The sequence below is a fragment of the Micromonospora sp. NPDC001898 genome, assembly GCF_042891255.1.
Lineage (GTDB): Bacteria > Actinomycetota > Actinomycetes > Mycobacteriales > Micromonosporaceae > Micromonospora.
Window position 1 is genome coordinate 390,093 of sequence record NZ_JBIATC010000006.1, and the last position, 26,709, is coordinate 416,801.

Annotated in this window: 26 protein-coding genes; 20 read left to right on the forward strand and 6 right to left on the reverse strand. The window is 72.2% G+C overall.

The window, feature by feature from the left end:
- The first annotated feature begins 1 nt into the window (after position 1).
- Together ACFYZF_RS17325 and ACFYZF_RS17330 are read left to right on the forward strand one after the other, a co-directional pair.
- Positions 2–2,257 carry a heavy metal translocating P-type ATPase gene (locus ACFYZF_RS17325; RefSeq protein WP_387021392.1) on the forward strand — a complete coding sequence of 752 codons (2,256 nt, stop codon included), beginning with the start codon at positions 2–4 and terminating at the stop codon, positions 2,255–2,257.
- 126 nt (positions 2,258–2,383) lie between these two features.
- Positions 2,384–2,557 (forward strand): CsbD family protein, encoded by a 174-nt coding sequence (locus ACFYZF_RS17330; protein ID WP_387021395.1) that lies wholly within the window; start codon positions 2,384–2,386, stop codon positions 2,555–2,557.
- An 88-nt stretch (positions 2,558–2,645) separates the two neighbouring features.
- On the opposite strand, the gene ACFYZF_RS17335 is transcribed toward ACFYZF_RS17330, so the two are convergent.
- Positions 2,646–3,902 (reverse strand): DUF2786 domain-containing protein, encoded by a 1,257-nt coding sequence (locus ACFYZF_RS17335; protein WP_387021397.1) that lies wholly within the window; start codon positions 3,900–3,902, stop codon positions 2,646–2,648.
- A gap of 374 nt (positions 3,903–4,276) precedes the next feature.
- On the opposite strand from ACFYZF_RS17335, the gene ACFYZF_RS17340 reads away from it, so the two are divergent.
- On the forward strand, positions 4,277–4,651 hold the full coding sequence (locus ACFYZF_RS17340; RefSeq protein WP_387021400.1) for an STAS domain-containing protein: 375 nt from the start codon (positions 4,277–4,279) through the stop codon (positions 4,649–4,651).
- A 20-nt stretch (positions 4,652–4,671) separates the two neighbouring features.
- Here ACFYZF_RS17340 and ACFYZF_RS17345 read toward each other — a convergent pair whose 3' ends face one another.
- Both ACFYZF_RS17345 and ACFYZF_RS17350 read right to left on the reverse strand, forming a co-directional pair.
- Complete coding sequence (locus ACFYZF_RS17345) at positions 4,672–5,121, reverse strand: ATP-binding protein (RefSeq protein WP_387021402.1); 450 nt, start codon at positions 5,119–5,121, stop codon at positions 4,672–4,674.
- Positions 5,122–5,179: 58 nt separating this feature from the next.
- Positions 5,180–6,079, reverse strand: a complete 900-nt coding sequence (locus tag ACFYZF_RS17350; protein WP_387021405.1) for an SDR family oxidoreductase — start codon at positions 6,077–6,079, stop codon at positions 5,180–5,182.
- A 173-nt stretch (positions 6,080–6,252) separates the two neighbouring features.
- Between ACFYZF_RS17350 and ACFYZF_RS17355 the strand changes: the two genes are divergently transcribed.
- The 3 genes from ACFYZF_RS17355 to ACFYZF_RS17365 all read left to right on the forward strand — a co-directional run bounded on the left by ACFYZF_RS17355 (position 6,253) and on the right by ACFYZF_RS17365 (position 8,326).
- Complete coding sequence (locus tag ACFYZF_RS17355) at positions 6,253–6,588, forward strand: YnfA family protein (RefSeq protein ID WP_387021406.1); 336 nt, start codon at positions 6,253–6,255, stop codon at positions 6,586–6,588.
- Positions 6,589–6,748: 160 nt separating this feature from the next.
- Positions 6,749–7,621 (forward strand): riboflavin kinase, encoded by an 873-nt coding sequence (locus ACFYZF_RS17360; RefSeq protein ID WP_387021409.1) that lies wholly within the window; start codon positions 6,749–6,751, stop codon positions 7,619–7,621.
- A gap of 9 nt (positions 7,622–7,630) precedes the next feature.
- Positions 7,631–8,326: a pentapeptide repeat-containing protein gene (locus tag ACFYZF_RS17365; RefSeq protein ID WP_387021411.1), complete on the forward strand. Its 696-nt coding sequence runs from the start codon at positions 7,631–7,633 to the stop codon at positions 8,324–8,326.
- Positions 8,327–8,404: 78 nt separating this feature from the next.
- Here the strand turns inward: ACFYZF_RS17365 and ACFYZF_RS17370 are convergent, their stop codons facing one another.
- Positions 8,405–9,574, reverse strand: a complete 1,170-nt coding sequence (locus ACFYZF_RS17370; protein WP_387021414.1) for a serine hydrolase domain-containing protein — start codon at positions 9,572–9,574, stop codon at positions 8,405–8,407.
- Positions 9,575–9,682: 108 nt separating this feature from the next.
- On the opposite strand from ACFYZF_RS17370, the gene ACFYZF_RS17375 reads away from it, so the two are divergent.
- From ACFYZF_RS17375 to ACFYZF_RS17440, 14 genes are all read left to right on the forward strand, one after another.
- Positions 9,683–10,159 (forward strand): hypothetical protein, encoded by a 477-nt coding sequence (locus tag ACFYZF_RS17375; RefSeq protein WP_387021417.1) that lies wholly within the window; start codon positions 9,683–9,685, stop codon positions 10,157–10,159.
- 182 nt (positions 10,160–10,341) lie between these two features.
- A complete protein-coding gene (locus tag ACFYZF_RS17380; protein WP_387021419.1) occupies positions 10,342–11,340 on the forward strand; it encodes an ABC transporter substrate-binding protein in 999 nt (332 codons plus the stop codon).
- Positions 11,341–11,401: 61 nt separating this feature from the next.
- Positions 11,402–12,169: an ABC transporter ATP-binding protein gene (locus ACFYZF_RS17385; protein WP_387021421.1), complete on the forward strand. Its 768-nt coding sequence runs from the start codon at positions 11,402–11,404 to the stop codon at positions 12,167–12,169.
- A complete protein-coding gene (locus ACFYZF_RS17390) occupies positions 12,166–12,966 on the forward strand; it encodes an ABC transporter permease (RefSeq protein WP_387021424.1) in 801 nt (266 codons plus the stop codon). Before ACFYZF_RS17385 ends, ACFYZF_RS17390 begins: the two co-directional genes overlap by 4 nt.
- Entirely contained in the window at positions 12,963–14,042 is a 1,080-nt protein-coding gene (locus tag ACFYZF_RS17395) for an Ldh family oxidoreductase (protein ID WP_387021427.1), read from the forward strand. The genes ACFYZF_RS17390 and ACFYZF_RS17395 overlap by 4 nt, the downstream gene beginning before the upstream one ends.
- A gap of 32 nt (positions 14,043–14,074) precedes the next feature.
- Positions 14,075–14,809, forward strand: coding sequence for an SDR family NAD(P)-dependent oxidoreductase (locus ACFYZF_RS17400; protein WP_387021430.1), 735 nt, complete (start codon positions 14,075–14,077; stop codon positions 14,807–14,809).
- A complete protein-coding gene (locus ACFYZF_RS17405) occupies positions 14,806–16,410 on the forward strand; it encodes an FAD-dependent monooxygenase (RefSeq protein WP_387021433.1) in 1,605 nt (534 codons plus the stop codon). The genes ACFYZF_RS17400 and ACFYZF_RS17405 overlap by 4 nt, the downstream gene beginning before the upstream one ends.
- 29 nt (positions 16,411–16,439) lie before the next feature.
- Positions 16,440–16,811, forward strand: coding sequence for a cupin (locus ACFYZF_RS17410; RefSeq protein WP_350883987.1), 372 nt, complete (start codon positions 16,440–16,442; stop codon positions 16,809–16,811).
- The gene (locus ACFYZF_RS17415) at positions 16,808–17,344 is read left to right on the forward strand and encodes a cupin domain-containing protein (protein WP_387021437.1); all 537 of its coding nucleotides are present in this window, start codon (positions 16,808–16,810) and stop codon (positions 17,342–17,344) included. The genes ACFYZF_RS17410 and ACFYZF_RS17415 overlap by 4 nt, the downstream gene beginning before the upstream one ends.
- A 27-nt stretch (positions 17,345–17,371) precedes the next feature.
- Positions 17,372–17,785, forward strand: coding sequence for a RidA family protein (locus ACFYZF_RS17420; RefSeq protein WP_350883983.1), 414 nt, complete (start codon positions 17,372–17,374; stop codon positions 17,783–17,785).
- Positions 17,782–18,663, forward strand: a complete 882-nt coding sequence (locus ACFYZF_RS17425) for a fumarylacetoacetate hydrolase family protein (RefSeq protein WP_387021439.1) — start codon at positions 17,782–17,784, stop codon at positions 18,661–18,663. The genes ACFYZF_RS17420 and ACFYZF_RS17425 overlap by 4 nt, the downstream gene beginning before the upstream one ends.
- A gap of 199 nt (positions 18,664–18,862) precedes the next feature.
- Positions 18,863–19,633 carry a GntR family transcriptional regulator gene (locus ACFYZF_RS17430; RefSeq protein ID WP_387021441.1) on the forward strand — a complete coding sequence of 257 codons (771 nt, stop codon included), beginning with the start codon at positions 18,863–18,865 and terminating at the stop codon, positions 19,631–19,633.
- Positions 19,634–19,820: 187 nt separating this feature from the next.
- The gene (locus ACFYZF_RS17435; protein ID WP_387021443.1) at positions 19,821–20,777 is read left to right on the forward strand and encodes an amidohydrolase family protein; all 957 of its coding nucleotides are present in this window, start codon (positions 19,821–19,823) and stop codon (positions 20,775–20,777) included.
- A 130-nt stretch (positions 20,778–20,907) separates the two neighbouring features.
- Positions 20,908–21,744: an ABC transporter ATP-binding protein gene (locus ACFYZF_RS17440; RefSeq protein WP_387021446.1), complete on the forward strand. Its 837-nt coding sequence runs from the start codon at positions 20,908–20,910 to the stop codon at positions 21,742–21,744.
- A gap of 151 nt (positions 21,745–21,895) precedes the next feature.
- Here ACFYZF_RS17440 and ACFYZF_RS17445 read toward each other — a convergent pair whose 3' ends face one another.
- Together ACFYZF_RS17445 and ACFYZF_RS17450 are read right to left on the reverse strand one after the other, a co-directional pair.
- A complete protein-coding gene (locus tag ACFYZF_RS17445; RefSeq protein ID WP_387021449.1) occupies positions 21,896–23,149 on the reverse strand; it encodes a S8 family peptidase in 1,254 nt (417 codons plus the stop codon).
- Between the two features lie 309 nt (positions 23,150–23,458).
- Positions 23,459–26,680 (reverse strand): hypothetical protein, encoded by a 3,222-nt coding sequence (locus tag ACFYZF_RS17450; RefSeq protein WP_387021451.1) that lies wholly within the window; start codon positions 26,678–26,680, stop codon positions 23,459–23,461.
- Positions 26,681–26,709: the final 29 nt, after the last annotated feature.

Consider the following 26,709-nt stretch of genomic DNA (forward strand, 5'->3'; position numbering starts at 1 on the left):
GATGACCTCGCCCACGCGGCCGTTGCAGGTCGCAGCGAACCGGATCGAACTGGCGATCGGCGGGATGACCTGCGCGTCCTGCGCCGCCCGGATCGAGAAGAAGCTCAACCGGATGGACGGCGTGACCGCCACGGTCAACTACGCCACAGAGAAGGCCAGCGTCTCGTACGCCGACGACATCAGCCCGGACGACCTGATCGCCACGGTGCAGAAGACCGGCTACACGGCCGTCGTGCCACCCCCGCCCGCCCGGGCCGGCGCGGAGCCCGCCGCCGAGCCGGTCGACGAGCTGCGCGGGCTGCGTACCCGGCTGTGGGTGTCGGTCGCGCTGGCCGTGCCGGTGATCGTGCTCGCCATGGTCCCGGCCTGGCAGTTCGACTACTGGCAGTGGCTGTCGCTGACCCTGGCCGCCCCGGTCGTGGTCTACGGCGGCCTGCCCTTCCACCGGGCCGCGCTCGTCAACCTGCGGCACGGCGCGGCGACCATGGACACCCTGGTCTCGCTGGGCACCCTGGCCGCGTTCGGCTGGTCGCTGTGGGCGCTGTTCCTCGGCGACGCCGGGATGCCCGGCATGACCCACCCGTTCCGGCTCGACATCACCCGCACCGACGGCGCCGGCAACATCTACCTGGAGGCCGCCGCCGGGGTGACCGCGTTCCTCCTCGCCGGCCGGTACTTCGAGGCCCGGTCCAAGCGGACCGCCGGGGCGGCGCTCCGCGCCCTGCTGGAGCTGGGCGTCAAGGACGTCGCCGTGCTGCGCGGCGGGGTGGAGACCCGCGTCCCGGTGGACCAGCTCGCGGTGGGGGACCGGTTCGTGGTCCGCCCAGGCGAGAAGATCGCCACCGACGGGGTGGTCGAGGACGGCACGTCGGCCGTCGACGCGAGCATGCTCACCGGCGAGTCCGTCCCGGTCGAGGTCGGCCCCGGCGACACCGTGATCGGGGCGACCGTGAACGCCGGCGGCCGGCTGGTGGTCACCGCGACCCGGATCGGCGGCGACACCCAGCTCGCCCAGATGGCGAGGCTGGTCGAGCAGGCCCAGACCGGCAAGGCGGCCGTGCAGCGGCTGGCCGACCGGATCTCCGGGGTGTTCGTCCCGATCGTGATCGCGCTGGCCGCCGGCACACTGGGCTGGTGGCTGGGCTCCGGGGCCGGCCCCACCGCCGCGTTCACCGCAGCCGTGGCGGTGCTGATCATCGCCTGCCCGTGCGCCCTCGGCCTGGCCACGCCGACGGCGCTGCTGGTCGGCACCGGGCGGGGCGCCCAACTCGGCATCCTGATCAAGGGCCCGGAGGTGCTGGAGTCCACCCGGCAGGTGGACACCGTGGTGCTGGACAAGACCGGCACCGTCACCACCGGGCGGATGACCCTGGTCGACGTGCTCCCCACCGAGGGCGGGGACGCCGCCGAGCTGTTGCGGCTGGCCGGGGCGCTGGAGGCGGCCAGCGAGCACCCGATCGCCCGGGCCGTCGCCGCCGGGGCCGCCGACGCGGGGCCGCTCGCCCCGGTCACCGGTTTCGCCAACGTCGAGGGGCTCGGCGTCACCGGGACAGTCGAGGGCCGCGAGGTGACCGTCGGCCGGATGCGGCTGCTGCGGGAGCGCGGACTCGACGTACCGGAGGAGGTCGAACGGGCGGTGACCGGCGCGGAGGCCGCCGGCCGGACGGCCGTGCTGGCCGGCTGGGACGGGCATGCCCGGGGCGTGCTCGCGGTCGCCGACGTGGTCAAGCCGACCAGCGCGGCGGCGGTCGCCGGGCTGCGTGCCCTCGGCCTGACCCCGGTGCTGCTCACCGGCGACAACGCCACGGTGGCGAAGGCGGTGGCCGCCGAGGTCGGCATCGCCGAGGTGACCGCCGAGGTGCTGCCCGCCGACAAGGTGGAGGTGGTGAAGCGGTTCCAGGCCGAGGGCCGGACCGTGGCCATGATCGGCGACGGGATCAACGACGCCGCAGCCCTGGCCCAGGCCGACCTGGGCCTGGCCATGGGCACCGGCACCGACGTGGCGATCGAGGCGAGCGACCTGACACTGGTCCGGGGCGACCTGACCGCCGCCGTGGACGCCATCCGGCTGTCCCGCCGCACGCTGGCGATCATCAAGGGCAACCTGTTCTGGGCCTTCGCCTACAACGTGGCCGCCCTGCCGCTGGCCGCCGCCGGCCTGCTCAACCCCATGATCGCCGGGGCCGCGATGGCCTTCTCCTCGGTCTTCGTGGTGGCCAACAGCCTCCGCCTGCGCCGCTTCCGGCCGGCGGCCTGACCTCGCCCGTCCCAGCGATCATGGCGGGTGACCGCCGTCTCCGCGGGCGAGGATTGGGCAGCCGGGTGGCGGGGTACCTCCATGACGTCGCAGTACCGACAAAACGGCACCAACTGGAGGTAGATCATGGGCATGGATGACAAGATCGCCAACAAGTCCGAGGACGCCGCCGGCAAGCTGAAGGAAGGCGCCGGGCGGGCCACCGACGACGAGCGCCTTGAGGCCGAGGGCCGCAACGACCAGTCCAAGGCCAAGCTCAAGCAGGCCGGCGAGAAGATCAAGGATGCCTTCAAGAGCTGAGAACCAGCTCTTACCGCGCCGGGCCGGCTCTCGCCGGCCCGGCGCTCTGCGTGTCGGTGGCCCGTCAGCGCCGGGCCGCCGCCCTTGGTCAGCGGGCCGGTCGACCGCCGCGCAGCGGCCGGGGCGGCCGGGCCGACCGGCCGGCCGGGTCCAGCGACGCCCGGTCGGCGGCCGAGGTGCCGGAGGACCAGCCCTCCTCGTCGGCGACCGTGAGCCGTTTGCTGGTGACCCCCGGGAAGAGGTCGTCCAGCCGTTCCCGCACCGCCTCCGTGCGGGCCGCGAGCACCGGCAGCAACCGGTCGGCCCCCTGCTCCAGGGCCGCCTCCCGGCTCGCCTCGTCGGTGGCGGAGCGCAGCCGTTCGCCGATCCGCAGCGCGAACGCGTTGAGGAACGACTCGTCGTACGCCTTCGTCCGCCGGCTGCCGCCCGCCGACCGGCGCTCGGTCCGGCCGCGCAGCATCGCGGCGGTGGCCTGCACCAGCAGCGACGTGTAGATCAGCTCGACGGCGGCCAGGTCGGCCGGGAAGCCGAGCACGGTGGCGAATTCCAGGTCGTCGGACCAGACCGACTCGCACCGGTTCGCCGCCGCCACCTCCTGCACCAGCAGCGCCTTCGCCCCCGGGTACGGCGGCTCCGTGCCGAGCCGTACGCCGCCGGGCACGTCGGTTCGCTCGGCGGTCGCGGCGACCAGGGCGACGTCGAGGCTGTGCCGGGTCATCAGCTCCTGCGCCTTGCCGGTCAGCGCCTCCGCCTCCGCCGGGAAGGTGGTCGACTCGGCCTTGGCCAGCAGGGCCCGCACCCGGTCGAGCATCCGCGACCCGCTGCCACCGGCAGGGACGGCCGCCGCCAGGGCGGTGGTGCCGGGCGGCGGGCGGAGCACCGCGATCGGGGGTAGCCCCTCGACCAACGCCAGCACGTCCACCGCGTCGCGCAGGGCGGCGATCCGGTCGGTGCCCTCCCGGGCCGCCCAGGACGTCAGGTAGCGGCGGTCCTCGTCCCACCACACGGCCGCGTCGAGGCCGGCGAGCTGGTCGTCCCACCAGCCGGGGACCGTGCCGGCCAGGTCCCGGCGCTGGGCGGCGGTCAGGTCGACCACCAGCCGCCCGGCAGGCGGGCCGAGTCGGCGGGCCGCGATGCGGGCCAGGTCCGCCGGCTGCCAGCCCCGGGACCAGAGCCGGCCCACGCCGCGCACCAGGCGGGCCACCAAAGCGGCGTCCACCGCCGCCGGGCCGTCCGCGACGCCTGCGCCGACCACCAGCCGGTCGAGCTGCCGTTCCGCCGCGCGTACGTCAGTGCCGCGCGCCGCCGCGAGGGCGTCGGCGACCAGCTCGTCGGCGTCCGGCACGGTGTCCTCCGTCGGTACTGGTCCCCGGTGTTCGGCCGGCGGCTCGCGGGGCGGGCCGGGTGCCGGTCCGCCGGGAAACCGTACCGCCGGGCCGTGCCGGGCCGGGCGTGAGCGCCGCCACGTCCGGCCCGGAGATCCTGCGGGGTCGTTCGCCGCGCCGCCCGTCGCCGCCCGTGCCGGCGAAGGCTGCGGGGCAGAGCCGAAGGCCTGTTCGTCGCCCTTCCGGCCGGTGTGGCGGCCCGTGCCGCCCCGGCTGGGCGCAGCCCCGGAGGGTGCGATTGATCCGGGTTACGGCTACCCTGGGGCGAACGAGCCGGTACCCGCCTTCTGCTCCGAGGGACCGCTGCCGGTCACCGATCAGGGGGAGTGGTTCGTTGAGCCCCGCCAGGCCGATGCCCGTGCCATGGTCGACGTCCAGCCACCTGTCGATCACCCCGCTCGCGGTCATCGATAACCGGGGGCTGCTCGCCGTGACCGGCGAGGTCGACCTGGCCACCTCCGGTGAGCTGGCGGCGGCCCTGACCGGCGTCCTGGACGGCCCGCCGCTGAGCGCGCTGGAGGTCGATTTCGGCGGGGTCCGGTTCCTGGATTCGTCCGGCATCCTGGTCCTGCTGCGCACCCATGCCCGCGCCGCCGGGCAGGGCTGCCGGCTCACGGTCGCCGACGTCCAGCCCACGGTGCGCCGGGTTCTGGAGATCACCGGCGTGCTGGCCACGCTTGGCTTGGACACCACGTCCCCGGCCCGCTGACGGCCGGGCCGCGAGCTCGTTCACCGTCCGTCGTCCTGAGCCTCCCCGCGCGGGAAGGACGCCCAGATGTGCTTCGCGTCCTCCGTGGCGTACCAGCCGACATCCAGGGAGAAGGCCCGAGCGAGCTGGAGGCCCCGTCCGCCGGCGCCCAGCGGGCAGGTGTCGGCCAGCTCGGGCACGGTGGTCAGGTCGTGGTCGGTGACGTCGAGGATGAACACGTCCTCGTCCCGCAGCAACCGGACCGTGGTCGGCGGCAGCCCGTGCAGCAGGGCGTTGGTGGCCAGCTCCGTGGCGACCAGTACGACCCGCTCGGGGATGCCGTCGAGCTCCTCGCCCTCGGCGATGGCGTGCCCGGTGAACGCCTCGTGCAGGGACGCACGGAGGCCGCGCAGCTCCGCTCCGGTGGACAGGGTCCAGCAGTGCAGTTCCGTGGCGCGGGGTGGTGGCGGCGACGTATGCAGCAATCCCATCATCCCGGTTTACCCGCAGGGCCTGCCGCTCACACGGCGTCCGGCGGTCCACCGCCGGTCACGCCAGTGGCTTGCCACCGGTCACCCCGAGCACCTCGCCCGTGACATAGCTGGACTCCTGGGAGGCGAAGAAGACGTACGCCGGGGCCAGCTCGGCCGGCTGGCCCGCCCGACCCAGCGGCACGTCCGCGCCGAACGACTCGACCTTCTCCGGGGGCATGGTCGCCGGGATCAGCGGGGTCCAGACCGGGCCGGGCGCCACACAGTTGACCCGGATGCCCTTGTCCGCCAGGTTCTGCGCCAGCCCCTTGGTGAAGTTGACGATGCCGGCCTTCGTGGTGGCGTAGTCCAGCAGGTCGGGAGAGGGCTGGTACGCCTGGATCGACGCCGTGTTGATGATCGTCGCTCCGGGTGCCAGGTGCGGCACCGCCGCCTTGCAGAGCCAGAACATCGCGTACAGGTTCGTCTTGAGCACCCGGTCGAACTGCTCGGTGCTGATGTCGGTGATGCCGCCGGCCTGCGACATCTGGTGGGCGGCGTTGTTCACCAGGATGTCCAGGCCGCCGAGCTCGTCGACGGCCCGCCGGACGATCTCCCGGCAGTGCGCCTCCTCGCGGATGTCGCCCGCCACGGTCACCACCGTGCGACCGGCGTCGCGTACCAGCCGGGCCGTCTCCTCGGCGTCGGCCTCCTCCTCGGGCAGGTAGGTGATCAGCACGTCCGCGCCCTCGCGGGCGAAGGCGAGGGCGACGGCCCGGCCGATGCCGGAGTCGCCGCCGGTGACGACGGCCCGCCTCCCGGTCAGCCGGCCGGTGCCCCGGTAACTCTTCTCGCCGTGGTCGGGGGGGTCGGGCATCTTCCAGGTCTTCCCGGGGGCGGACTGCCGTCCGCCGGTCTGCTCGTCCGGGGTGCGGAACTGCGCCTGGGGGTCCTGCCGGTCGTGCTGGTCGTGGCTCACGATCCCATCCTTCTCGCCGTTGGTGCGCGGTACTGGTTAGTGATTCCCCTACCAGGCCCGCCCAACCAGATCCGGGCCGTGAAGCGCCTGCTGGGTCACTGTCCGGCCCCGCCGGGCGGCACCGGGAGTCACGGTGCGGGGCCGGCGGGGGCGGCTGGGGTACGGTCCGGCAGGTGACCGTGCTCCGTTCGTTGCTGTTGTTCGCCCTCGCCGCGCTCGCCGAGATCGGCGGCGCGTGGCTGGTGTGGCAGGGCTGGCGCGAACACCGCGGCATGTGGTGGGTCGCCGCCGGCGTGATAGCCCTCGGCGCCTACGGCTTCGTGGCCACCTTCCAACCCGACCCGAACTTCGGCCGCATCCTGGCCGCCTACGGTGGGGTGTTCGTGGCCGGCTCGCTCGCCTGGGGCATGCTCGTCGACGGGTTCCGCCCCGACCGGTGGGACCTGGCCGGCGCGGCCATCTGCCTGCTCGGCGTCGCCGTCATCATGTACGCCCCGCGCGGTGCCTGACCGGCTCCACCGCCCCGGGCCGGCCGGGCAGGTGACGATGGGTGATCGCGGGTTCGCCGAGCTCGGTGGGGTCGCCCCGCCAGGCCGGTAGGGTTGCGCGGTGCGTATCTGGCGAGGCGTCTCAGACGTACCTTCCGATGTGGGCCCATGCGTCCTTGCCGTGAGCGACGGAGCGCAGCCCGGAGGCGACCGGCTGGTGTGGAGCGGCGTTGCGGAGGCCCGTCGACTCGGGGTGGCCTGCGTGCTGCTGCTCCTGGTGCCTTCGCCGGCCGAGGCTGCCGTCGAGGACGACGGGCGACTGCTCGCGGGCCTCGGCGTCGACGCGATCTGTGTGCAGCCGCTCGCCGTCGCGCCGGCAGGCGGTGGCTGGGACGAGTCGGCGGTCGCCACCCTCGTGGCGAAGTTGCCGGCGGTGGCGCTGGTGCTCGACCCGGCGGCCGTGGCCGGCGGTGGGGGCGACCTGGCGGCGCTGGGCCGGCGTACCGGCGTGGCCGTGCACGCCGTCGATTCGCCCGGGCAACGGCAGCCGGACCGGCTGTCCGCGGCGTACGTCAGGGAACGCCTGCTGGCGGGTGACGTGGCCGCGGCGGCGGAGACGGTGGGCTGCCCGCACCGGGTGGCGGGGGTGGTGGTGCACGGCGAGGGCAGGGGGAGTGGCCTCGGCTTTCCCACCGCGAACCTCGCCCTCGCCGAGCATTCGGTGGTGCCCGGCGACGGCATTTACGCGGGTTGGTTCACGGTGGTGGACAGGAGTTGGTCCGACGGGGACATGGTCGGGGGTGTCCGCTATCCCGCCGCGATCTCGATCGGCCGGAACCCCACTTTTGCGGGCCGCAGGCGCACCGTGGAGCCTTACGTGCTCGACGCTTCCGCCAACCTCTACGGCCAGCCGGTGACAACCGACTTCGTCGAGCGGGTACGCGTCCCCGAACGCTTCGACTCGATCGAGGAGCTGATCGCCACCATGCACCGGGACGTCGAGAATGTTCGATCGGTGTTGCGTGCTGCGCAGGGATCCCGGCGTCTCGGCTAGCCTGCGGGCATGGTGGTGCGATCGTCGCGTGGTGGTGCTGGTCGGTGGCGGGCGCCGGTGAAGCCGAAGCCACCGGCGTCGCTGGAACTGGCCACCGTCGAGGGCGCCGTCGTCGAGGACGAGGCCACGTTCCGCCGGCTGGGATTCTTCGATCTCGACCTGTCGGGACGGTCGGCGGACGGGGTCGAGTTCGCGCAGTGCCGGTTCAGGGGCACGGATCTGAGCGGGGCCGGGCTGGAGGGAGCGAGGTTCACCGACTGCCTGTTCGAGAGCACGAACCTGGCGAACCTGCGGGCGGAGAAGTCGTCGCTGCTGCGGGTGCGGCTGTCGACGGCGCGGATGACCGGCGTGCAGTGGATCAACGGCGCGGTGCGGGACGTGACGGTCTCGGACTGCCGGCTGGACCTGTCGTCGTGGCGGTTCACGACTTTCACCAGTGTGGCGTTCGAGGGGTGCAACCTGACCCGGGCGGACTTCCAGAACGCGGACCTGCGCGGGGCCCGGTTCACCGACTGCGACCTGAGCGGTGCGCAGTTCTCCCAGGCGACGTTGGAGGGCACCCGGTTCGCCAACTGCGTCCTGGCCGGGGTCGGCGGCGTGACGAGCATGGCCGGGGCGATCGTGGCCCAGCAGGACCTCGCCGCCCTGTCGTACACCCTGGCGGGGGCGTTGGGGATCCGCATCGAGGACGCCGACGGCGAGTGAGCCCGGCCGGACCCGGGCTTTCGGCGTCCACGCGGATCGGGGCGGCCGGTGGTCAGGGGCCGGCGTGGGCGGCGGTGGTCAGGCCGGTTGCCGGGACACGACCGCCCGGACCGCCTCGATCAGGCTGGTCGTTCGGGGGTCCGGGGTCATCGTGACGCGCAGGCCGTTCATCACGTACCCGAAGGCGATGCCGCTGGCCGGATCGGCGTAGCCGAGCGAGCCGCCGTGGCCGGGGAAGCCGAAGGCGGTCGGCGACCACCAGGGCTGGTCGGGCAGGGGTAGACCGAAGCCGAGCGCGGGCCGGGTCGGAACCATCAGCACCCGGTCGACACCGCTGGCCTGTTCGGCGGTGGCGGTGGCGAGGGTGGCCGCGTCGAGGATCCGGAACCCGTCGACCTCGCCGATCAGGCCGGCGTAGAAACGGGCCAGTGACGACGCCGTGCAGATGCCGTTGACCGAGGGGATCTCGGCCGTCCAGGTCTCCGGATCGGAGAGGTCGAGCGGCGGGTCGGTCACCGCGGCCGACCGGACCACCAGCGAGGTCGGATCGGTGTACCGGGCGAGCATCTCTCGCAGCGCCTCGGGTGTCGCAGTGCTGGGCTGCTCCACCGGCTGCTCGACGAGCCGGCTGACCCGGTACGCCTCCGAGGCGGGCAGGCCGATCCAGAGGTCCAGGCCGAGCGGCTTGCCGATCTCGTCCGCGAAGTACGTGCCCAGGCTGCGGCCGGAGACCCGGCGTACCACCTCGCCGACCAGCCAGCCGTAGGTCAGCGAGTGGTAGCCGTGCGCCGTGCCCGGCTCCCAGACGGGTGCCTGGGCGGCCAGCGCCGCGACCATCGGCTCCCAGGCCAGCGCCTGCGCCCGGGGAATCGGACGGTCGAGTACGGGCAGCCCCGCCTGGTGGGACAGCAGCCAGCGGACCGGGATGCCGCCCTTGCCGGCCGCCGCGAACTCCGGCCAGTATTCGGCGACCGGGGCTGCCAGGTCGAGCTGCCCCCGCTGGGCCAGCAGGTGGGCGCAGGCGGCGGGCACGCTCTTGGTGGTCGAGTAGACCACCTGGAGGGTGTCCTCCCGCCAGGCGCGGCCGGTGCTGGGATCGGCGACCCCGCCCCACAGTCGGACCACCTCCCGGCCGTGCCGGTAGACGCTGAGAGCCGCGCCGATCTCGGACCGCGTCTCGAAGTTCGACAGGAACGCCTCCCGGACCGGCTCGTAACCCTGCACCACCGTGCCGCTGACCACGGACATGGTTCTCCCCTCGGAGCGTCGGGCCCGGGCGTCGACCAGCCGGGGCAACTGCGTCAAGATACCCTGACATGATTCGTCAGGAAACCCTGACGCACATATGCTTGCTGGATGGCGGAGGCAACGGTTCCAGGGCACGCGAACCTGATCGGGTTCCGGTTGCCGGACGGGACGCTGAGCACCGACGCCGCAGCGCCGGTCGGCACCATCGGCTACCGGGCCCGGTGCGGTTGCGGTTGGGTCGGCGCCAGCGACTATCCGGCCGCCGAAGAGGGGCGCTGGATGGCCACCTCCGAGTGGGGCGGACACGTCAGGCCGATCCTGGCCGCCACTCCGCCCGGCTGGCTGCTGGGCCGCTCCGACACCCTCCGGGACAACGTGGCCGAACTGGCCACTGCCTGGCCGTTGCAGGCGCTCGGCATCCTCGCCGAGGTGGAACGCTGGCAACGGCCGCTGATCGAACGTGCCGTGCTGGCGGCCCGGGAGGCCGGGCTCTCCTGGGCCGAGATCGGCAACGCGCTCGGCATCAGCCGGCAGTCGGCGCACGAGCGGTTCCGCAACGTCGTAACCCCCAAGCCGCCTGCCTGACGGGCCACCCCTGGGACGCCGCGGTCTGGTCGCCGCGGGGTGATCCGGGGGCCGCCGCTCGGCCGGTAGCTCGCCCTTCCGCAGGTCGGGCAGGGTGGCGGGCAGGGCAGCGTTATCGAAACAGGGGCTTGACGGGCCGGGAAGTTTGACATTTGATAAATCCCGTCCACGCAGGAGGTCACATGTCAGGTCGTAACCGTCTCGTCGCGGCAGTCGCCGCGGCGACTCTCGCACTCACCGTCTCCGGCTGTGGTGGTTCGGAGAAGACCGATTCCCCCGATGCCGCCTCCGTCACCTACCTGACCTCCTTCGGGACGTTCGGTCGGGACTCGTACGCCTACGTCGCCCTGGAGAAGGGCTACTTCAAGGAGGCCGGGCTCAACGTCACGATCAAGCCCGGCACCGGCACCGTCGACGTCATGAAGCTGATCGGGTCGGGACAGGCCGACTACGGCACCGGCGACCTCTCCGGGGTCATCACCACGATGGCCAAAGAGAAGATGCCGGTGCGCGCGGTAGCCGCCATCCACCAGAAGTCGATGGCCGGCATCGCCTCGCTGGACAAGGCGATCGACTCGCCGGAGAAGCTGCCCGGTTCCAGCATCGCGGACAGCTCCGGCTCCACCAACATGATCATCTTCCCGGCGTACGCCAAGGCGGCCGGCATCGACCCGAAGTCGGTGAAGTTCGTCCCGTCCTCGCCGCAGTCGCTGCCGCAGCTGCTCGCCGCCGGCTCGGTGGACGCGATCGGCCAGTTCGCCGCCGGTAAGCCGCTGCTGGAGAAGGCGGCCGGCGGCAAGACCGTCACCATGCTGCCGTACGCGGACAAGCTGCCCGACCTGTACGGCAACGGCCTGCTGGCCTCCGCCACGAAGCTGGACAGCGACCGCGCACAGGTCGAGAAGTTCACGGCGGCGCTGGTCAAGGGCCTGGTCTACGCGGTGGAACACCCCGAGGAAGCCGCCCAGCTGCTCAAGAAGCACGACCGGACGGCCGACGAGAAGGTCGCCGCCGCCGAACTCACCGAGATGCGGCCGTACGTCCTGGTCGACGGCGGACAGGCCGGGAAGCTCGACCGGGCGCGGGTGGAGGCGATGATCAAGTTGTTCGCCGGCACCGGCACCCTCAAGTCGACGCCGAGCGCCGACGACCTCGGCGTCTACGACATCGCAAAGCCGTAACTTCCTCTTCGACGGCGGTGCGCGCGGTCCGTTTGCCGCGCGCACCGCGAGGGGCGAGACCATGATCGGAATTCGTAACGTTTCGCAGATCTTCCGCACGCGGGCCGGTGACGTGGAGGCCCTGCGCGATGTGTCGCTGGAGGTCGCCGACGGCGAGTTCGTGGCGATCGTCGGGCGGTCCGGCTGCGGCAAGTCCACCCTGCTGCGGCTGGTGGCGGGCCTCCAATCGGCCACCTCGGGCGAGATAACCGTCGCCGGCACCCCGATCAACGGGCCCCGGCGGGACGTCGGCTTCATGTTCCAGCGCCCGGCGCTGCTGCCGTGGCGGTCGGTCGTCGACAACGTGCTGCTGCCGACCCAGGTGTTCAAACTGGACCGGCGGGACGCCCGGACCCGCGCGCACGAACTGCTCGACCTGGTCGGCCTGAACGGCTTCGAGAAGCGCCTGCCGCACGAGCTGTCCGGCGGCATGCAGCAGCGGGTCTCGCTGTGCCGGGCCCTCATCCAGCAGCCCCGGGTGCTGCTGATGGACGAGCCGTTCTCCGCGCTCGACGCGCTCACCCGCGCCGACCTCACGGTGGAACTCCAGCGCCTCCAGATGAAACACGCCTCGACCGTGCTGTTCGTGACGCACTCGGTCGACGAGGCCGTGCTGCTCGCCGACCGGGTCGTCGTGCTCAGCCCGCGACCGGGCCGGCTGCGGCAGATCGTGGACATCGACATCGCCCGTCCCCGTTCGCTGGGACACGACGGCCACTCGGCCGAACTCGGCGAACTGCGCGCCCGCCTGCACGACCTGCTCATGACCCCCGAGGAGGTGGCACGGTGACGGTCACCGAGTCCCGCCGTACCCGTCCCGACAAGCCGCGCTCGGACGCCCGCTGGCTCCAGCACCTTCCGCCCGTGCTCGGCGTCGTGGCCGCCGTCGCCCTGTGGTGGGCGATCACGGTCGTCTTCGAGGTGGAGAGCTTCATCCTGCCGTCCCCGGTGCAGGTGGGACAGGCCATGGTCGAGCAGGCCGGCTACCTGTGGGACAACACCCTGGTCACCCTCGCCGAGACGCTGCTGGGCTTCCTGCTGGCCATCGCGGTCGGGGTGCCGCTGGCGCTGATCGTCACCGCCTCGCGGATGCTGGAGCGGACCGTCTACCCGCTGCTGCTGATGCTCAACGCCGTACCGAAGGTGGCCGTCGCGCCGCTGCTGGTGGTGTGGATGGGCTTCGGCCAGTTCCCCAAGGTCTTCCTGGTCTTCCTGGTCTGCTTCTTCCCGATCGTCATCTCCACCGCCGCCGGGCTCAGCTCCACCCCGGCCGACCTGGTCGAGCTGGGCCGGTCGCTGAAGGCCAACTGGTGGCAGACGTTCCGCATGATCCGGATGCCGGCCGCCATCCCGCAGCTCTTCGTCGGTCTCAAGCTCGCCATCACCCTCGCCGTCATCGGCGCGGTGATCGCCGAGTTCGTCGGCGCCACCGAGGGGCTGGGTTACGCGATCGTCGCCTCCGGCGCGAGCGCCGACACCGCGTTGGCCTTCGCCGCGATGATTCTGCTCGGGGTGATGAGTGTCGTGCTGTTCTACCTGCTCGCCGCAGTCGAGCGGTTCTTCGTGCCGTGGGCGGACCGGCCATGAGCGCGCCGGACACCCAGCCGGCGGTCCCGGTCCGGTGGCTCACCGACGCGGTCGCCTCGGTCTTCGGCGCGCTGGGCTTCTCCGCTCAGGCGGCCGGTCTGGTCGCCGGGTCCCTGGTGGACGCCGACATGCGCGGGATCGGCTCGCACGGGGTGATGCTGCTGCCGATGTACGTCGACCGGATCAGAGCCGGCTCGGTCAGCCGGGCCGAGCGGGCCGAGGTGGTCCGGGACAAGGGTGCCATCGCGGTGCTCGACGCCGGCCACGCGTTGGGGCAGCTCACCGGTGACCAGGCGATGCGGCTGGCGGTGGCGAAGGCCCAGGCGTACGGCGTCGGCGTGGTCACCGTCCGCCGGGCGTTCCACTTCGGTGGGGCGTTCCGCTACGTGGACTTCGCCGCGCGCAACGGCTGTGTCGGCATCGCGGCGGCCAACACCCGCCCGCTGATGCCCGCCCCGGGCGGCGCCTCGGCGGTGGTCGGCAACAACCCGCTCGCGGTGGGCGTACCCCGCGCCGGCGGCAAGCCGGTGATCCTCGACGTGGCGCTGTCCGAGGCCGCGCTCGGCAAGGTCCGGCTGGCCGCCGGTGAGGGCCGCGAGATCCCCGCGAGCTGGGCGACCGACGCGCAGGGGCGGCCCACCACCGATCCCGCCGCCGCACTGAAGGGGCTCCTGCTGCCGTCCGGCGCCCACAAGGGATACGGACTCGCCCTCATGGTCGACGTGCTCACCGGGGTGCTGTCCGGCGGGGCGTACGGCCGGGCGGTCCAGGGCCTCTACGCCGACGTGTCGGTGCCCAACGACTGCGCGCACTTCTTCCTCGCCCTGGACGCCGAGGCGTTCGCCGAGGACGCGGAGGAGATCGCCCGCCGGGTGGACGACCTGGCCGGCCAGGTGCTCGGCTCCGCGCTGGCACCCGGCGTGGAACAGGTCCACCTGCCCGGCGACATCGAAGCCGGCCGGTACGACCGGGCGCTGCGCGAGGGCGTGGCGCTCCAGCCGTCGGTCTTCGCCGGGCTGGTGGAGGTCGCCGCCGGGCTGGGCGTGCCGCTCACCGCGCCGGGCAGCGCCGGCTGAGCCGGTCCGGTCCGAGGAAGGAGAAGGAAGCCATGCAGGCCAGTTTCGATGCCACCGGCGAGGTGCTCGTGGTCACCGGCGGCGCCAACGGGATCGGCGCCGCCCTCGCCCACGCGTACGCCGACGCGGGCGGCACGGCCGTGGTGTTCGACGTGGCACCCGGCCAGCCGCACCCCGGCGGGCGGGTGCACGAGTACCGGGTGGACGTGTCCGACCGGGACGCGGTGCACGCTGCCGTGGCCCGGGTGCTCGCCGAGCACGGCCGGATCGACGCCCTGGTGGCCGGCGCGGCGGTGCAACCCCGGTGCGACGTGGTCGACATGGACCCCGAGCAGTGGCGTCGCACTATGGCGGTGAACCTCGACGGGGTCGTCTGGTGCGCGCAGGCGGTCCTGCCGGACATGATCGCCCGCCGCTCGGGCACGATCCTGGTCTTCGCCTCGGGCCTGGCCACCGCCGGCCGGGCACAGGCGTCGGCGTACGCGGCGAGCAAGGGCGCGTTGATCGCCTTCGCCAAGTCGCTCGCCGCCGAGGTCGCCGAGCACCGGATCCGGGTGAACACCGTCTTCCCCGGCGTGGTGGACACCCCGCAGTTCCAGCAGGCCAACCCGACCGGCGGGGAACGGGAGCACTGGCAGCGGGCCACCGGCATCGGCGCCCCGGCCGATGTGGTCGGCCCGCTGATGTTCCTGCTCTCGCCTGCCGCGACGATGACCGGATCCACCCTTACCCGTGACCGGGCCTACCCGATGAGCGAGGCGACATGAGCGACACGACCGAGCAGCTGCCGGTGGGAATCGTCGGTGCCGGGCCGGTCGGCCTGGTCACCGCGTTGGGCCTGGCCCACTACGGCGTACCGGTGGTCGTCTTCGAGGAGGACGAGCGGCTGTCGCTGGACACCAAGGCCGGCACCGTCCTCACCCGCACCCTGGAGGTGCTGCACCGGTACGGCGCCCTGGACGACGTGCTGGCCGGGTCGCTGCGCATCGACGAGATCGGCGAGCTGGACCGGGCCACCAACACCCAGACGCTCAGCGTCCGGACCGGCGACCTGACCGAGGACACCCGGTTCCCGTTCATCATCAACATCCCGCAGCACGAGCTGGAGCCGATCCTGCGGCAGCGGCTGGACGCCACCGCCCCCGGCGCGCTGCACATGGGGCACCGGATGCTCGACTTCGTCCAGCATCCGGACCGGGTGGACCTGCGGCTGCGTACCGCCGAGGGGGAGCGGACCGTGCCCGTGCGGTACCTGCTGGCCTGCGACGGCGGCCGGTCCGTCGTCCGGGAGCAGATCGGCGCGTCGGTCGAGGGCGAGACGTACCAGGAGCGGTACATGCTGGTCGACCTGAAGGTTGACCTGGACGTGGAGAACCCCCGCGACTACCCGTACCTGGCCTACTTCGGTGACCCGAAGGAGTGGATGATCCTGGTCCGCCAGCCGCACTGCTGGCGCTTCCTCTACCCGCTGCCGGCCGGGCAGGCCGAGCCGAGCCGGGAGGAACTGGTCGACAAGGCGCGCCGGTTCATCGGGGACACCGAGACCCTGGAGATCGTCGGCACCAACATCTACAACGTCCACCAGCGGGTGGCCGACCGATGGCAGGACGGGCGGGTCTTCCTGCTCGGCGACGCCGCGCACCTGATCACGCCGATGTGGGCGCTGGGCCTGAACACCGGCGTCCTGGACGCCTCCAACCTGCCCTGGCGAATGGCCTGGGTGCTGCGTGGCTGGGCCGAGGAGAGCCTGCTCGACGGTTACCAGGTCGAGCAGGAACCGGTCGCCACCAAGGGCTCCGCGTCGATGGCCGCGGCGGCGCGGGCCTACATGGCCCGGCGGGCGGACGACCCGGGGGTGATGACCGCCGGCAACTGGGGCAACGCGTTCACCCGGGCGATGCTCGGGGTACGCCTCGACGTGGACGGCACAGGCGACTGGTCGATGGTCGCCGCCGGGGACGAGCCGTTGCCGGTGCTGGCCGGTGCGCGCAGCCCCGACCTGCCGCTGTTCGGCCAGTCCGGCATGGTGCACCTGCACGACCTCGCGGCCGATGCCTTCGTGGCGCTGTACTTCACCGACCCCCGCCGGGGGCCGGCGTTGCCGCCGCAGGACTCGCCCGCGCTGCGGCACTACGTGGTCAGCCGGTGGGACGCGCCGCACGACTCCGGGCTGCGGGACCGGGCGCTGTTCGACCCGGGCGACCGGGTGCGACGCCGGTTCGGGTCCGCCGACGACACCCTGGTGCTGGTTCGCCCGGACGGGCACGTCGCGGCGATCGTCCCGTTCGACCCGGCCACCGGCGTCGATACGGCCGCCCAGCTCTACTCCCGGATCACGGGATGCCCACCGCCCCGTGACCCGGCCTGACCACACCCTCGTCTGCGAAAGGGATGACAATGAGTAACTACGGTCACGCGACCGCCCCGGACGGAAGCCAGGTCGAGCTGGGCGCCGTCGGCCAGCGGGTGGTCTTCGAGAACGACCAGGTGCGGGTCTGGGAGATCAGCCTGGAGCCCGGCGAGCAGCAGCCCTGGCACCACCACCTCAACCCGTACCTGGTGATCGCGCTGGCGGCTGCCGACAACCGGATCGACGCGCTGGCCGGCGGCGACCCGCGGCTGGTGCACGAGGCCGTCGGCGGGGTGGTCTACCGCGCGCCCGGGGAGGTCCACATGCTCACCAACCACGGCACGACCCGCTACCACAGCCGGCTCGTCGAGCTGAAGTGTCTCGGGGAGAACCTCGTGGCCGGTCAGGGCGACCGGTGAGCGACCTGCCTCCGCTCGCGCCGGCCCCGCCGGTGCCGGCCGGCGTCGACCCGCAGGAGTGGGCCAACAACCTCTCCGAGCCGTCGAACTACGGCGGGGAGGCGGCCGACCGGTCGCGGGAGGAGTTGGTGCCCGCCCCCGGCGGCGTCGTGCTTGCCCGGTTCCGCGAGATCCTGCTCCAGACCGATGAGCTGGACTGGGCGGACAAGACGCTCGCCGGCCTCTCGCACAAGGCGCTGTGGCGCAACGACGAGACCGAGGCGTCCATCTCGCTGGTCCGGTTCCGCAAGGGATCCGGCATCCCGCTGCGCCACTCGCACGCGTCCAACCAGTTCATGTTCTGCCTGAGCGGCCGGTACACGTACGTGCCCACCGGGCTGACCCTCACCCCGGGCTCCTTCTACTGGAACCCGAAGGGCAGCCTGCACGGGCCCACGCTCGCCGAAGAGGAGAGCGTCCTGCTGGAGATCTACGACGGGCCGCACTACCCGACCCAGCCGCAGTGGTACACCGATCCGGCGGACGCCCACTAGCCCCACCCTCGGAAAGAGAGGATGACCATGCCCAAGCAGCAGATCGTTTCCCCCGAGCTGGCCGTCCCGAACGGTCACTTCGCCCAGGCCACCCAGATCAGGGCGCGGGGCCGGATGGTGTTCGTGTCCGGCATGACCGCCCGCAACCGCTCCGGCGGGGTCACCGGTGTCGGTGACGTCTCCGCCCAGACGCACCAGGTCTGCCAGAACCTGCGCGCCGCGATGACGGCGGCCGGCGGGTCGCTGGAGGACATCGTGCGGGTGGACGTCTACGTCCGCAACATGGAGGACTTCAACGCCATCCACGAGGTGCGCCGGCAGTACTTCACCGGTGAGCCGCCGGCCTCGACGATGGTGGAGGTATCGAAGTTCGTGAACAAGGACTACCTCATCGAGATCAACGCGATCGGCGTGATCGACGACGAGCAGGACGCCGGATGAGGCTCGCCAGCGTGCTCGTCGAGGGCGGCCGGCGGATCGGGGTGGTGCACGGCGACACGGTCGCCGTGCTCCCCGCCGAGCTGGGCGGGCTCGACGAGGCGATCCGGGGCGGCGCGGACGCGTTGGACGCGGTTCGCGCCGCCGCGCGGCAGGTCGCGGCGGTGCCGCTGGCCGAGGTCCGGCTCGACGCGCCACTGCGCCGGTTCAACCGGGACATCCTCTGCACGGGCTGGAACTACTGGGACCACTTCGAGGAGTCGCGCGGCAAGCGGGAGGGGCAGGACCCCGAGGAACCCCCCAAGCACCCGACCTTCTTCACCAAGGGCCCGGACACGGTCGTCGGCCCGTACGACGACATCGCCTACGACCCGCGGATCTCCGCCAAGTGGGACTACGAGGCGGAGGTGGCGCTGGTCATCGGCGCGGACTGCCGTTCGGTGAGCGAGGCCGACGCGATGTCGTACGTGGCGGCGTTCTGCGTCGCCAACGACGTGTCGCAGCGCGACCTGCAACGCGCGCACGGCGGTCAGTGGCTCAAGGGCAAGAGCATCGACGCCACCATGCCGCTCGGGCCGTGGCTGACCACCGCCGACGAGGTGCCGGATCCGGCTGACCTGCGCATCCGGTGCGAGGTGAACGGCGTGGTGCTCCAGGACGCGTCGACCGCGCAGATGGCTTTCCCATTCGCCCGGATCATCGCCGAACTGAGCTGGGGGATGACCCTGCGGGCCGGCGACGTGGTGCTCACCGGAACGCCGAGCGGCATCGGGAACGCCCGCGATCCGCAGGTGTTCCTGAACGACGGCGACCTGGTGGTGACCCGGGTGGAAGGGCTCGGTGAGCTGCGAAACCGAGTGCGGCTCACGAAGCTGCACTGATCCCTGGCGGTGCGGGGCGGGGCAACGTGGCTCCGCCCCGCACCATTCCACGGCGGCGAAATTGGTACCATTTCCAAAGCGCGCCGGTGCGTTTGTGGGAGCACCCGAAACACCCATGAACCAGGATCATGTCCCGCTTGTTCTCGAAGACGACGGGACGCGGACGGCATCCACCAGCGGCTTTACCCGGAGGCACACCGTGGCAGCAACGCATCGTAGAACCGTCCTGGGTGACGCCGGCGATGACGGTCGGGTCGGTGCCGGTGGAGCCAACGAACAGCACCGCACCCTCGCCGACTCGGCGACCGCGGTCCTGCACGAGGCGATCCTCACCGGTCGGCTGCCGGCCGGCACCCCGCTGCGGCTCAACGAGATGGCCGACCTGCTCGGCATGAGCATGAGCCCGGTCCGGGAGTCGATCCGGCGGTTGGCCGCGATCGGCCTGGTCGAGGTGGTCCAGCACAAGGGCGCCTGGGTCATGCCGCTGACCGTCGAGGACGCGGTCGACACCCACGAGGCCCGGATCGCCATGGAGACGGCGCTGATCGAGCGGGCGGCGACCCGGTTCACCGCCGCGGACGCCCGGCGCGCCGAGGCGGCACTCGACGAGCACGTCGCCGCGTCCGAACGCGGCGACGCCACGGCTGCCCGCCGGGCGCACACCGAGTTCCACTTCACCATCTACCGGGCTGCCGGTTCGCGCTGGCTGCTGCGCGGCCTGGAGCCGGTCTGGGAGAACAGCGAGCGGTACCGGTTCGCCACGGTCACCCCGACCGGGCAGAACGAGGAGCGGGTCCGGGAGCACCGGGCCATCCTCGACGCGTGTGTGGCGGGGGACGTGACGGCGGCGGTGGCCGCCGTGCAGGTCCACATCCAGCACGCGGCCGACCGGGTGATCGGCAAGATGAACATTGACGCCGCGGAGGTGCCCGCGGCCCGGGAGCCGGTGCGCGCGCGTACCGGCAGATGACGACCGGCCTTACCACCGCGCCGCCGCACCCGCGCCGGCCGGCCTGACGCGGCCCGCCACCCGGCGGGGCGGCGCTCGCCCGACTGGCGGCCCCGCGCCCGGATGGGCGGCTCCACCAGTCACCGACCCGTACCGTCGGCGCGTCCCGTCGTGACCGCCGGTCGGGCCCAACCGTTAAGGAAGCCCAGTGTCCGGCATCGACATGCACGCCCACCTCGCCCCCGACCTGCGCCCCGCCGACCTTCCCGGGGTCGCGGTCGACGGTGACGGCGCGGCCCTTCTCGACGGCAAGCGGGTCGGCCCGACCGACCTGTACCACCCGGACCGGCTCGAAGACCACCTGGACCGGGCCGGGCTGGACGAGGCGATCGTCAGCGTGCCTCCGCCCTTCTACCGCCAGCGGTTGTCGGGGCCGGAGGCGGCGGCGTGGGTCCGCGCGGTCAACGACGGCCTGCTCGCCGTGGTCGCCGACCGGCTCCGCCTCACCCCGCTGGCGTACCTGCCGTTCGAACACCCCGAGGTGGCGCTCGCCGAGTACGACCGGATCGCCGCCGACGACCGCTGGGCCGGGGTGGTCGGCGCCGCCGGTGGCGACGCCGGACCGCTGGACGGCCCGGCGCTGCGCCCGCTGTGGCAGCGTCTCGACGCGGACCGGCGCACCCTGCAACTGCACCCCGCGCACTCGGCGGATCCCCGCCTGGAGCCCTACTACCTGGCCAACCTGCTGGGAAACCCGGTCGAGACGACGGTGGCGGTGGCCCAGCTCGTCTTCGGTGGGGTGCTCGGCGGGCACCCGGGGATCCGGTTCGTGCTGGTGCACTGCGGCGGTTGCGTGCCGACGGTGGTGGGGCGCTGGGAGCGCGGGCACACCACCACCCGGCCGGGCGTACCGGTGCTGTCACCCACCCCGGCCGAGGCGGTGCGCACCCTCTACGTCGACAACCTGGCCCACGACCCGGCGGTGGTCGACCTGGCGGTGTCGGTCTTCGGCGCGGACCGGCTGGTGCTCGGCAGCGACTGGCCGTTCCCGATGGGCACCGCCGACCCGGCCGCCACGGTGACCCACCGGGGCGGGGACTACGCCCGGCAGGTGGCCACCGACAACGCGGCGCGGGCCCTGGGACGGGCGCCCGCTGGTCGGTGACCGCAGCACCCCTGGTCCTGCTCGTCGCCTTCACCCCTGGTGATCATGCTGGTCGCGCCGAAGGGTGTGATCGGATACGCCGACAGGTGGAGGCGGCGCGCGCTGGCGCCGCCACGGAGGGGGCGTACGGGTGGACGAGACGAAGCTGCTGGTCGGTCGCGGCCTGACCAAGCGGTACGGCGGGGTGACCGCGTTGGCGGACGTGTCGTTCGAGCTGGGGGCTGGGGAGGTCCTCGGGCTGGTCGGGCCGAACGCAGCCGGCAAGACGACGCTGGTGGACCTGATCTCCGGTGCGCAGGAGGCCACCGGCGGTGAGCTGCTGCTGCGTGGGCGGCGGCTCACCGGACCGGCCTCCCGCCGGGGCCGGGTCGGGCTCGGCCGCACCTTCCAGCACCCGCAGCTGGCGCTGCGCCTGAGCGTCCGGGACAACCTGCTGCTCGGTCGACAGGCGCAACGGCACAGCACGCCGTGGCGGACGATTGCCGGCGCGTTCACCGGCGCGGTACGGCCGCACCGGGCGGCCGACCGCGAGGGCGTCCGCCAGTTGGCGCACGAACTGGGCATCGAGGGCCTCGACCGCGCGGCGGGAGACCTGACCCTGGGCGAGCAACGACTCGTCGAGGTCGGTCGGGCCCTGGGTCAGAACCCGGTGGTGCTGCTGCTCGACGAGCCTTTCGCCGGCTCCGACGCGCAGGGCGTGGCCAGCATCGCCAAGGTGATCCGGAAAGTCCAGCGGCGGGGCCACGCGGTGATCCTGGTCGACCACAACATGGACATGGTCACCCGACTGGTCGACCGGGTGCTGCTGCTCGACCGGGGTCGGGTCGTCTTCGACGGCGATCCCCGGGAGTGCCTGGCGAGCCCGCAGATGCGGCAGGTCTACTTCGGCCCGACCGACGCCGACGGTGATCACGCCGAAGAGGGCGACCATGCCGACGCCGAGGACCAGGGGCGGCCGGTGCCGTGACCGATGACGCGCCGGCCGGAGCCGACGCCACGGCGCTGCGCCAACCGGGCTGCTGCCCGGCGACGGCCGGCCCTGCGCGGCCTGCCCGCCACCCCCGTGGTGGCGGACAGTTGACCGCGCTGGGCCGGCCTCGGCATCCTCCGGCGACGGATCAGAACGTTGGAGACAGGTAGAGGAGCCGGTTGGGCGAACCGGCGCCCGGGTTGCCCACCGCTACGTTGGCGACGCCGAACAGGTAGCTCGCCACCTGGGCCGGCGTCCACGTCGGGTAGTTGGTGAGTACCCGGGCCGCCGCCCCGGCCACGTGCGGTGCGGCGTGTGAGGTGCCGGCCAACGTCTGTACCGCCGAGGGCGAGCCGATCCAGGCGGACCTGATGCCCACGCCGGGGGCGAAGATGTCCACGCAGGAGCCGTAGTTGGAGAAGCTGGCCCGGCTGTCGTTCGACTGCGTCGCGGCCACGGTCAGCACGGTCGGCACCGACGCGGGTGAGAAGTTGCAGGCGTTGGCGTTCGAGTTGCCGGCGGGGACCGTCACGGTGATGCCGTCGGCGACGGCGGCGGCCACCGCGTTGTTGAGCGCGGCGCTGGGGGTGGACTGGACCCCGACGTTCGCGACGGCGGGCTGCCCTGCCAGGTGGTCGCCGATCATCCAGTTGATGCCGCTGATCAGGATCGACAGGGTGCTGGGCAGGACGCAGTCGAACACCTTGACCGCGACCAGCACGACGTCCTTGGCCACCCCGTGCGTCGTCCCGCCGACGGTGCCGGCGGCATGGGTGCCATGCCCGCTGCAGTCGTCCGCCGGCAACATGCCGTCGACCGTGTCAACGCCGTAGATCGCCTGACCGCCGAAGTCCTGGTGCCCGATGTAGATCCCGGAGTCGACGATGTACGCCTTGACTCCGGTGCCCTGGCTGACGTAGCTGTAGGTGCCGCTGAGCCCCAGCGGTGCGTCGATCCGGTCCAGGTTCCAGGGCGCGTTCAGTTGCGTGGTGGCCAACGTGGTCAACCGGTCCTGCTCCACGTGGGCGACCGCCGGGTCGGCGGCCAGCCGGCGGGCGACCGCCTCCGACGCCCGCATGGAGAAGCCGTTCAGGGCGTCGGCCCAGACCTGGTCCGGGTACACGCCGTAGCGGCCGGCGAGGCCGCTGACCGCGCTGGACGTCGTGGACCGGCTGCCGACCGCGCTCTCCTTGAGCGTCACGATGTAGCTGCCGGGAACCGCCGTCGCACTGCCGGCGCCCAGGATCTCGCCGATCGCACCTGACGTCGGCTCCGCAGCGGGTGCCGAAGACGCCGGACCGGCGAGCACGGTGGCGGCCAGGGCGGTGGTGGCGAGGACGGCCATGGCGGCCAGCCCGGGTCGACGGGTGTGGGTGAAGATCGTCCTGTGGCGGAGTCTCATCTCTGCGCCATCCCTCTGCTCCGGCCATTCCATCGTGCTCGTGACGCCGATGGAATGGTCTGATCGGTTTTCGGGATCGTACTGCGGAGTTGGCTTGATGGCGATTGGCGGAAATGCGTCCATCGATTGATGGCAGTCTTTTTGACGTGGGTTGATAATTATTGTTTCCGCGTGTATCAAGATCTGCCGACGACAGCCGGCCCAGCCGTGGCGGCCCGACGGGAGCGCGTCGACGGTACGGGGCCGCAGACCGATCTGCTGTGGGGGCAGGAGCCCCTCCCGAAGCAGACCGGCCTGCGGCCCGTCGACTCAGCTGACCGTCACGGAGACGGTCTTCGGCGGCTGTTGCAGCTGACCGTAGTTGTCGGTCCCCCTGACCGAGACGGTGTAGGCGCCCGCCGGGATCACCGGTGACGTGTACGCGAAGTTCGACCCCGGGGATCCCGGGCTGGTGAGGAAGACCGAGATCCAGGGGAAGTTGCCCGGGACGGACGGCGTGCTGAACACACCGGAGGCGTTCATCCCCTGGCCGGCGCCGTTGACGATCTGGACGTCAACCCGGAGCATCCCGACGTCGTCCACGGCACGTCCGGTGACCACGATCCTCGAGTCCGCGTAGACCTCGCCGTCCTGCGGGGTGAGGCTCGGCTCCAGCCGTGGGTCGAGATCGCCCGGATACACGAGGTATCGAGCGGTGGCGCCGGAGGTCGAACCGTCCTGCTGGCCCGCCGTGTCGACGGCCCACGCCTCGACGCTGTACTCACCCTTGGTCGGCAGGTCGATCGACAGGGCGAACGTGGTGCTCGTCGCGCCCGGTGAGGCGAGGGTGGCGTTCACCGTGGCGAAACTCGCCGCCATGGTGCCGTTCGGCTGCACGTACCGGCCGGTGTCGAGGTCACGCAGCGCCACCCGCACGCTCTGCACGCCGTTGTTGTCGGTCGCGGTGCCGGCCAGGTTGAGGTGCAACTGGTCGACGTTCTGGTCGACACCGGTGAAGTTCAACAGGCCGTTCGGGAAGGCGTCACCGGGCACCTGGGCGGTGACGGTGAGCCGGCCCAGGTTGGCGGTCGCCGTGCTCAGGCCCAGGTTGTCGGTGGCCCGTACCCGGAAGTCGTACACGCCGGGCGTGAGCGGCACGGTGGTGTAGGACCAGTTGTACGACGGGGCGTTCAGGTTCGTCGGTGAGACCCGGTGGTACGCCGCGATCGAGTCGGCGCCCCACGTGCCGTCGGCGGCCAGCGCCTCGCGCGTGGTGTTGTTGCGCAGGTAGATCTCGACCGACTTCAGGGTGCCGTCGTCGCTGGCGGTCCCCGAGAACGTGATCGCGCCGCCCGGCGCGACGGTGAACGGTGCGGCGGCGGTGGGCGGCGTCATCGGCGTGGGGGTGCTGATGGCCACCGACGGCGCGACACCGGTCGCCGAGATGATCCAGTCCCGGGTGTCGCCGCGCAGGTCGCTCTGACCGGCGTTGTCGATGGCGGTGGCCGTCATCTTCCAGTCGCCCTCGGTGGGGAGGGCCACCTCGACCTGCCAGGTGGTGGTCAGCGCGCCGATGACGTCCGGCTCGCCCCGGAACGTGTTGTAGACCGGTGCGGCCGTCCCGTCGTCCTGGAGGTAATGGTTGTCCGACCTGCGGAACGAGTACGTCATCGCGCTGACGCCCTTGTCGTCGCTGGCGGTGCCGGTTGCGACGAAGCTCTGAGCGGCGACCAGGCCGGCGGGCGGCGAGGTGATTTTCGTCGTCGGCGGCAGGTCGTCGAAGCTGAAGGTCTCGATCTTCTTGACGGCCTTCGAGGCATCGCTCTGGCCGCTGTTACCGAACGTCTTCGCCTGGACCTGGTATTCGCCGACGGGCAGCGACACGGTGAGGGACCACGAGGTCGAGGCGGTGTTCACCGCTGCGACTGTCGCGTTGATGCTGTTGGCGGCGCCCCACGTCGTGAGGTCGTCCTGCAGGTACTTCTTGGAACCCCGGTTCTGGATTTCGATCCCGACCTTGGTGACGCCGGCCGGAGCGGTCGCCTGCCCGCCGAGCACGAACGGCGCGTTGGCCTGCTTGACCGCCCCCTCGATGGGCGTGACGATCGTCGTGTCGACCGGCGAGGGCGCCGGTGCCTGGGCGAGGTCGAAGAAACCGACCCGCCCCACCGGCAGGCCGCCCTTGGTGTTGCCGTCGCCACCGGCGAAGAGACCCCGCGGGGTGGCGAGGAGGGCCTTCTCCCCCTCGTACGAGCTGGAACCCGGGTTCCACTCGATCGCCGTGCCCGTGGCCGGGTCGAGCGCGCCGAGGTGGTCACGGCGGACCACCTGGTCGCCGAGACCGTAGCCGCTCAGGCCCTGGCCCGTGCCGTACCCGACGTTGTCCAGGCCGGGCCACGGGACGTTGGAGGTCGGCGATTCCTGCCAGCTGAAGTGGCCGCCGACGTACACGGCCGTCTCGGTGATGGCGACCGAGTAGATGCTGTCGAAGTGACGCGACACCCAGATCGGCGCGACGTGGTCGGCGCCGGTCACCGGGAACGCGATCGCCGTGTCGTTGATCGGCGGGCGGTCGCCTCCCGAACCGCTGGTGACGACGAAGTAGGAGTCGTCCGGCGCGACGTCACCGGCGAAGACCCGCTGGATGCCGCCGACGAAGGAGAGGTTGTCCTCCCACAGGCGGGTGCGCCACGGCAGGAGGGCCTTGGTGGCGGTGTCGACGAGACCGACGCCGTAGCGGTCCTGGCCGGCGATCTGGCGACCGGTGTGGATGACCAGCAGCCTGCTGCCGTTGTGCGTCAGCTTGAGCTGCTGCACGGTGAGCATGCCGCCGACGCCGATGCCGCCGGACAAGGGCAGGTTGAACCCGCTGTCCACCGCCCCCGTCGTCGGGTTGAGCGCGACCAGCCCGCCGCGGTTCACGCTGTTCACCTTCGTGAACTGGCCGCCCACGTACACTGCGGTGCTGCTCACGGCCAGAGCGGTCGCGCGCCCGTTCCCCTGCGCGGTGAACGCCGCGATCGGAGCGCCGGTGACCGGGTCGAGCCGTACGATCTTGCGCTTCGTCAGGCCACCGACCGTGTTGAACGAGCCGGCGACATAGAGCGACGAGCCGTCCGGCGAGGCCTCGACGGCCTCGACGGATCCGTCGAACGTCGGCTGGAAGCCGGTGTCGATCAGGCCCGTGTCGATGTTGTAGGAAGCCAGCGACGGCTGCGCCACCGGCGTCCCGCCGACGTTGGCGATCGCGGTGAAGGAGCCGGCGATGAAGACCCGGTTGCCGATCACCTCGATGTCGGTGATCTCGCCGTCGGTGATCCTCGGTACGTCATTGCGCGGCGTGCTGGGAACCAGCCCGGTGTGTCCCGGCACCGACAGCGTCGCGGCCGTGCGCGTCGCATCGCCGCCGATCGTTCTTGTAGCGGCGCGAGCGCTGGTGCTCGCGACCTCGTCGGCGGCACTGCCCTGCACAGTGCCCGCAGCCGCCGGTTGGCCTGTCAACAGCACAGCCCCGGCGACCAGACCCGCGATGGCGCGGCTCCGAACGTGCATCGAGACAACCCCCTGTAAAACGCCTGAAT

Excerpts from the sequence above, each read along its gene's own strand:
- ACFYZF_RS17325 (WP_387021392.1), top strand. The coding sequence starts at position 2 with ATGACCTCGCCCACGCGGCCGTTGCAGGTCGCAGCGAACCGGATCGAA.
- ACFYZF_RS17330 (WP_387021395.1), top strand. The coding sequence starts at position 2,384 with ATGGGCATGGATGACAAGATCGCCAACAAGTCCGAGGACGCCGCCGGC.
- ACFYZF_RS17345 (WP_387021402.1), bottom strand. The coding sequence starts at position 5,121 with ATGGGATTGCTGCATACGTCGCCGCCACCACCCCGCGCCACGGAACTG.
- ACFYZF_RS17365 (WP_387021411.1), top strand. The coding sequence starts at position 7,631 with ATGGTGGTGCGATCGTCGCGTGGTGGTGCTGGTCGGTGGCGGGCGCCG.
- ACFYZF_RS17370 (WP_387021414.1), bottom strand. The coding sequence starts at position 9,574 with ATGTCCGTGGTCAGCGGCACGGTGGTGCAGGGTTACGAGCCGGTCCGG.
- ACFYZF_RS17375 (WP_387021417.1), top strand. The coding sequence starts at position 9,683 with ATGGCGGAGGCAACGGTTCCAGGGCACGCGAACCTGATCGGGTTCCGG.
- ACFYZF_RS17380 (WP_387021419.1), top strand. The coding sequence starts at position 10,342 with ATGTCAGGTCGTAACCGTCTCGTCGCGGCAGTCGCCGCGGCGACTCTC.
- ACFYZF_RS17385 (WP_387021421.1), top strand. The coding sequence starts at position 11,402 with ATGATCGGAATTCGTAACGTTTCGCAGATCTTCCGCACGCGGGCCGGT.
- ACFYZF_RS17395 (WP_387021427.1), top strand. The coding sequence starts at position 12,963 with ATGAGCGCGCCGGACACCCAGCCGGCGGTCCCGGTCCGGTGGCTCACC.
- ACFYZF_RS17400 (WP_387021430.1), top strand. The coding sequence starts at position 14,075 with ATGCAGGCCAGTTTCGATGCCACCGGCGAGGTGCTCGTGGTCACCGGC.
- ACFYZF_RS17405 (WP_387021433.1), top strand. The coding sequence starts at position 14,806 with ATGAGCGACACGACCGAGCAGCTGCCGGTGGGAATCGTCGGTGCCGGG.
- ACFYZF_RS17410 (WP_350883987.1), top strand. The coding sequence starts at position 16,440 with ATGAGTAACTACGGTCACGCGACCGCCCCGGACGGAAGCCAGGTCGAG.
- ACFYZF_RS17420 (WP_350883983.1), top strand. The coding sequence starts at position 17,372 with ATGCCCAAGCAGCAGATCGTTTCCCCCGAGCTGGCCGTCCCGAACGGT.
- ACFYZF_RS17425 (WP_387021439.1), top strand. The coding sequence starts at position 17,782 with ATGAGGCTCGCCAGCGTGCTCGTCGAGGGCGGCCGGCGGATCGGGGTG.
- ACFYZF_RS17445 (WP_387021449.1), bottom strand. The coding sequence starts at position 23,149 with ATGAGACTCCGCCACAGGACGATCTTCACCCACACCCGTCGACCCGGG.
- ACFYZF_RS17450 (WP_387021451.1), bottom strand. The coding sequence starts at position 26,680 with ATGCACGTTCGGAGCCGCGCCATCGCGGGTCTGGTCGCCGGGGCTGTG.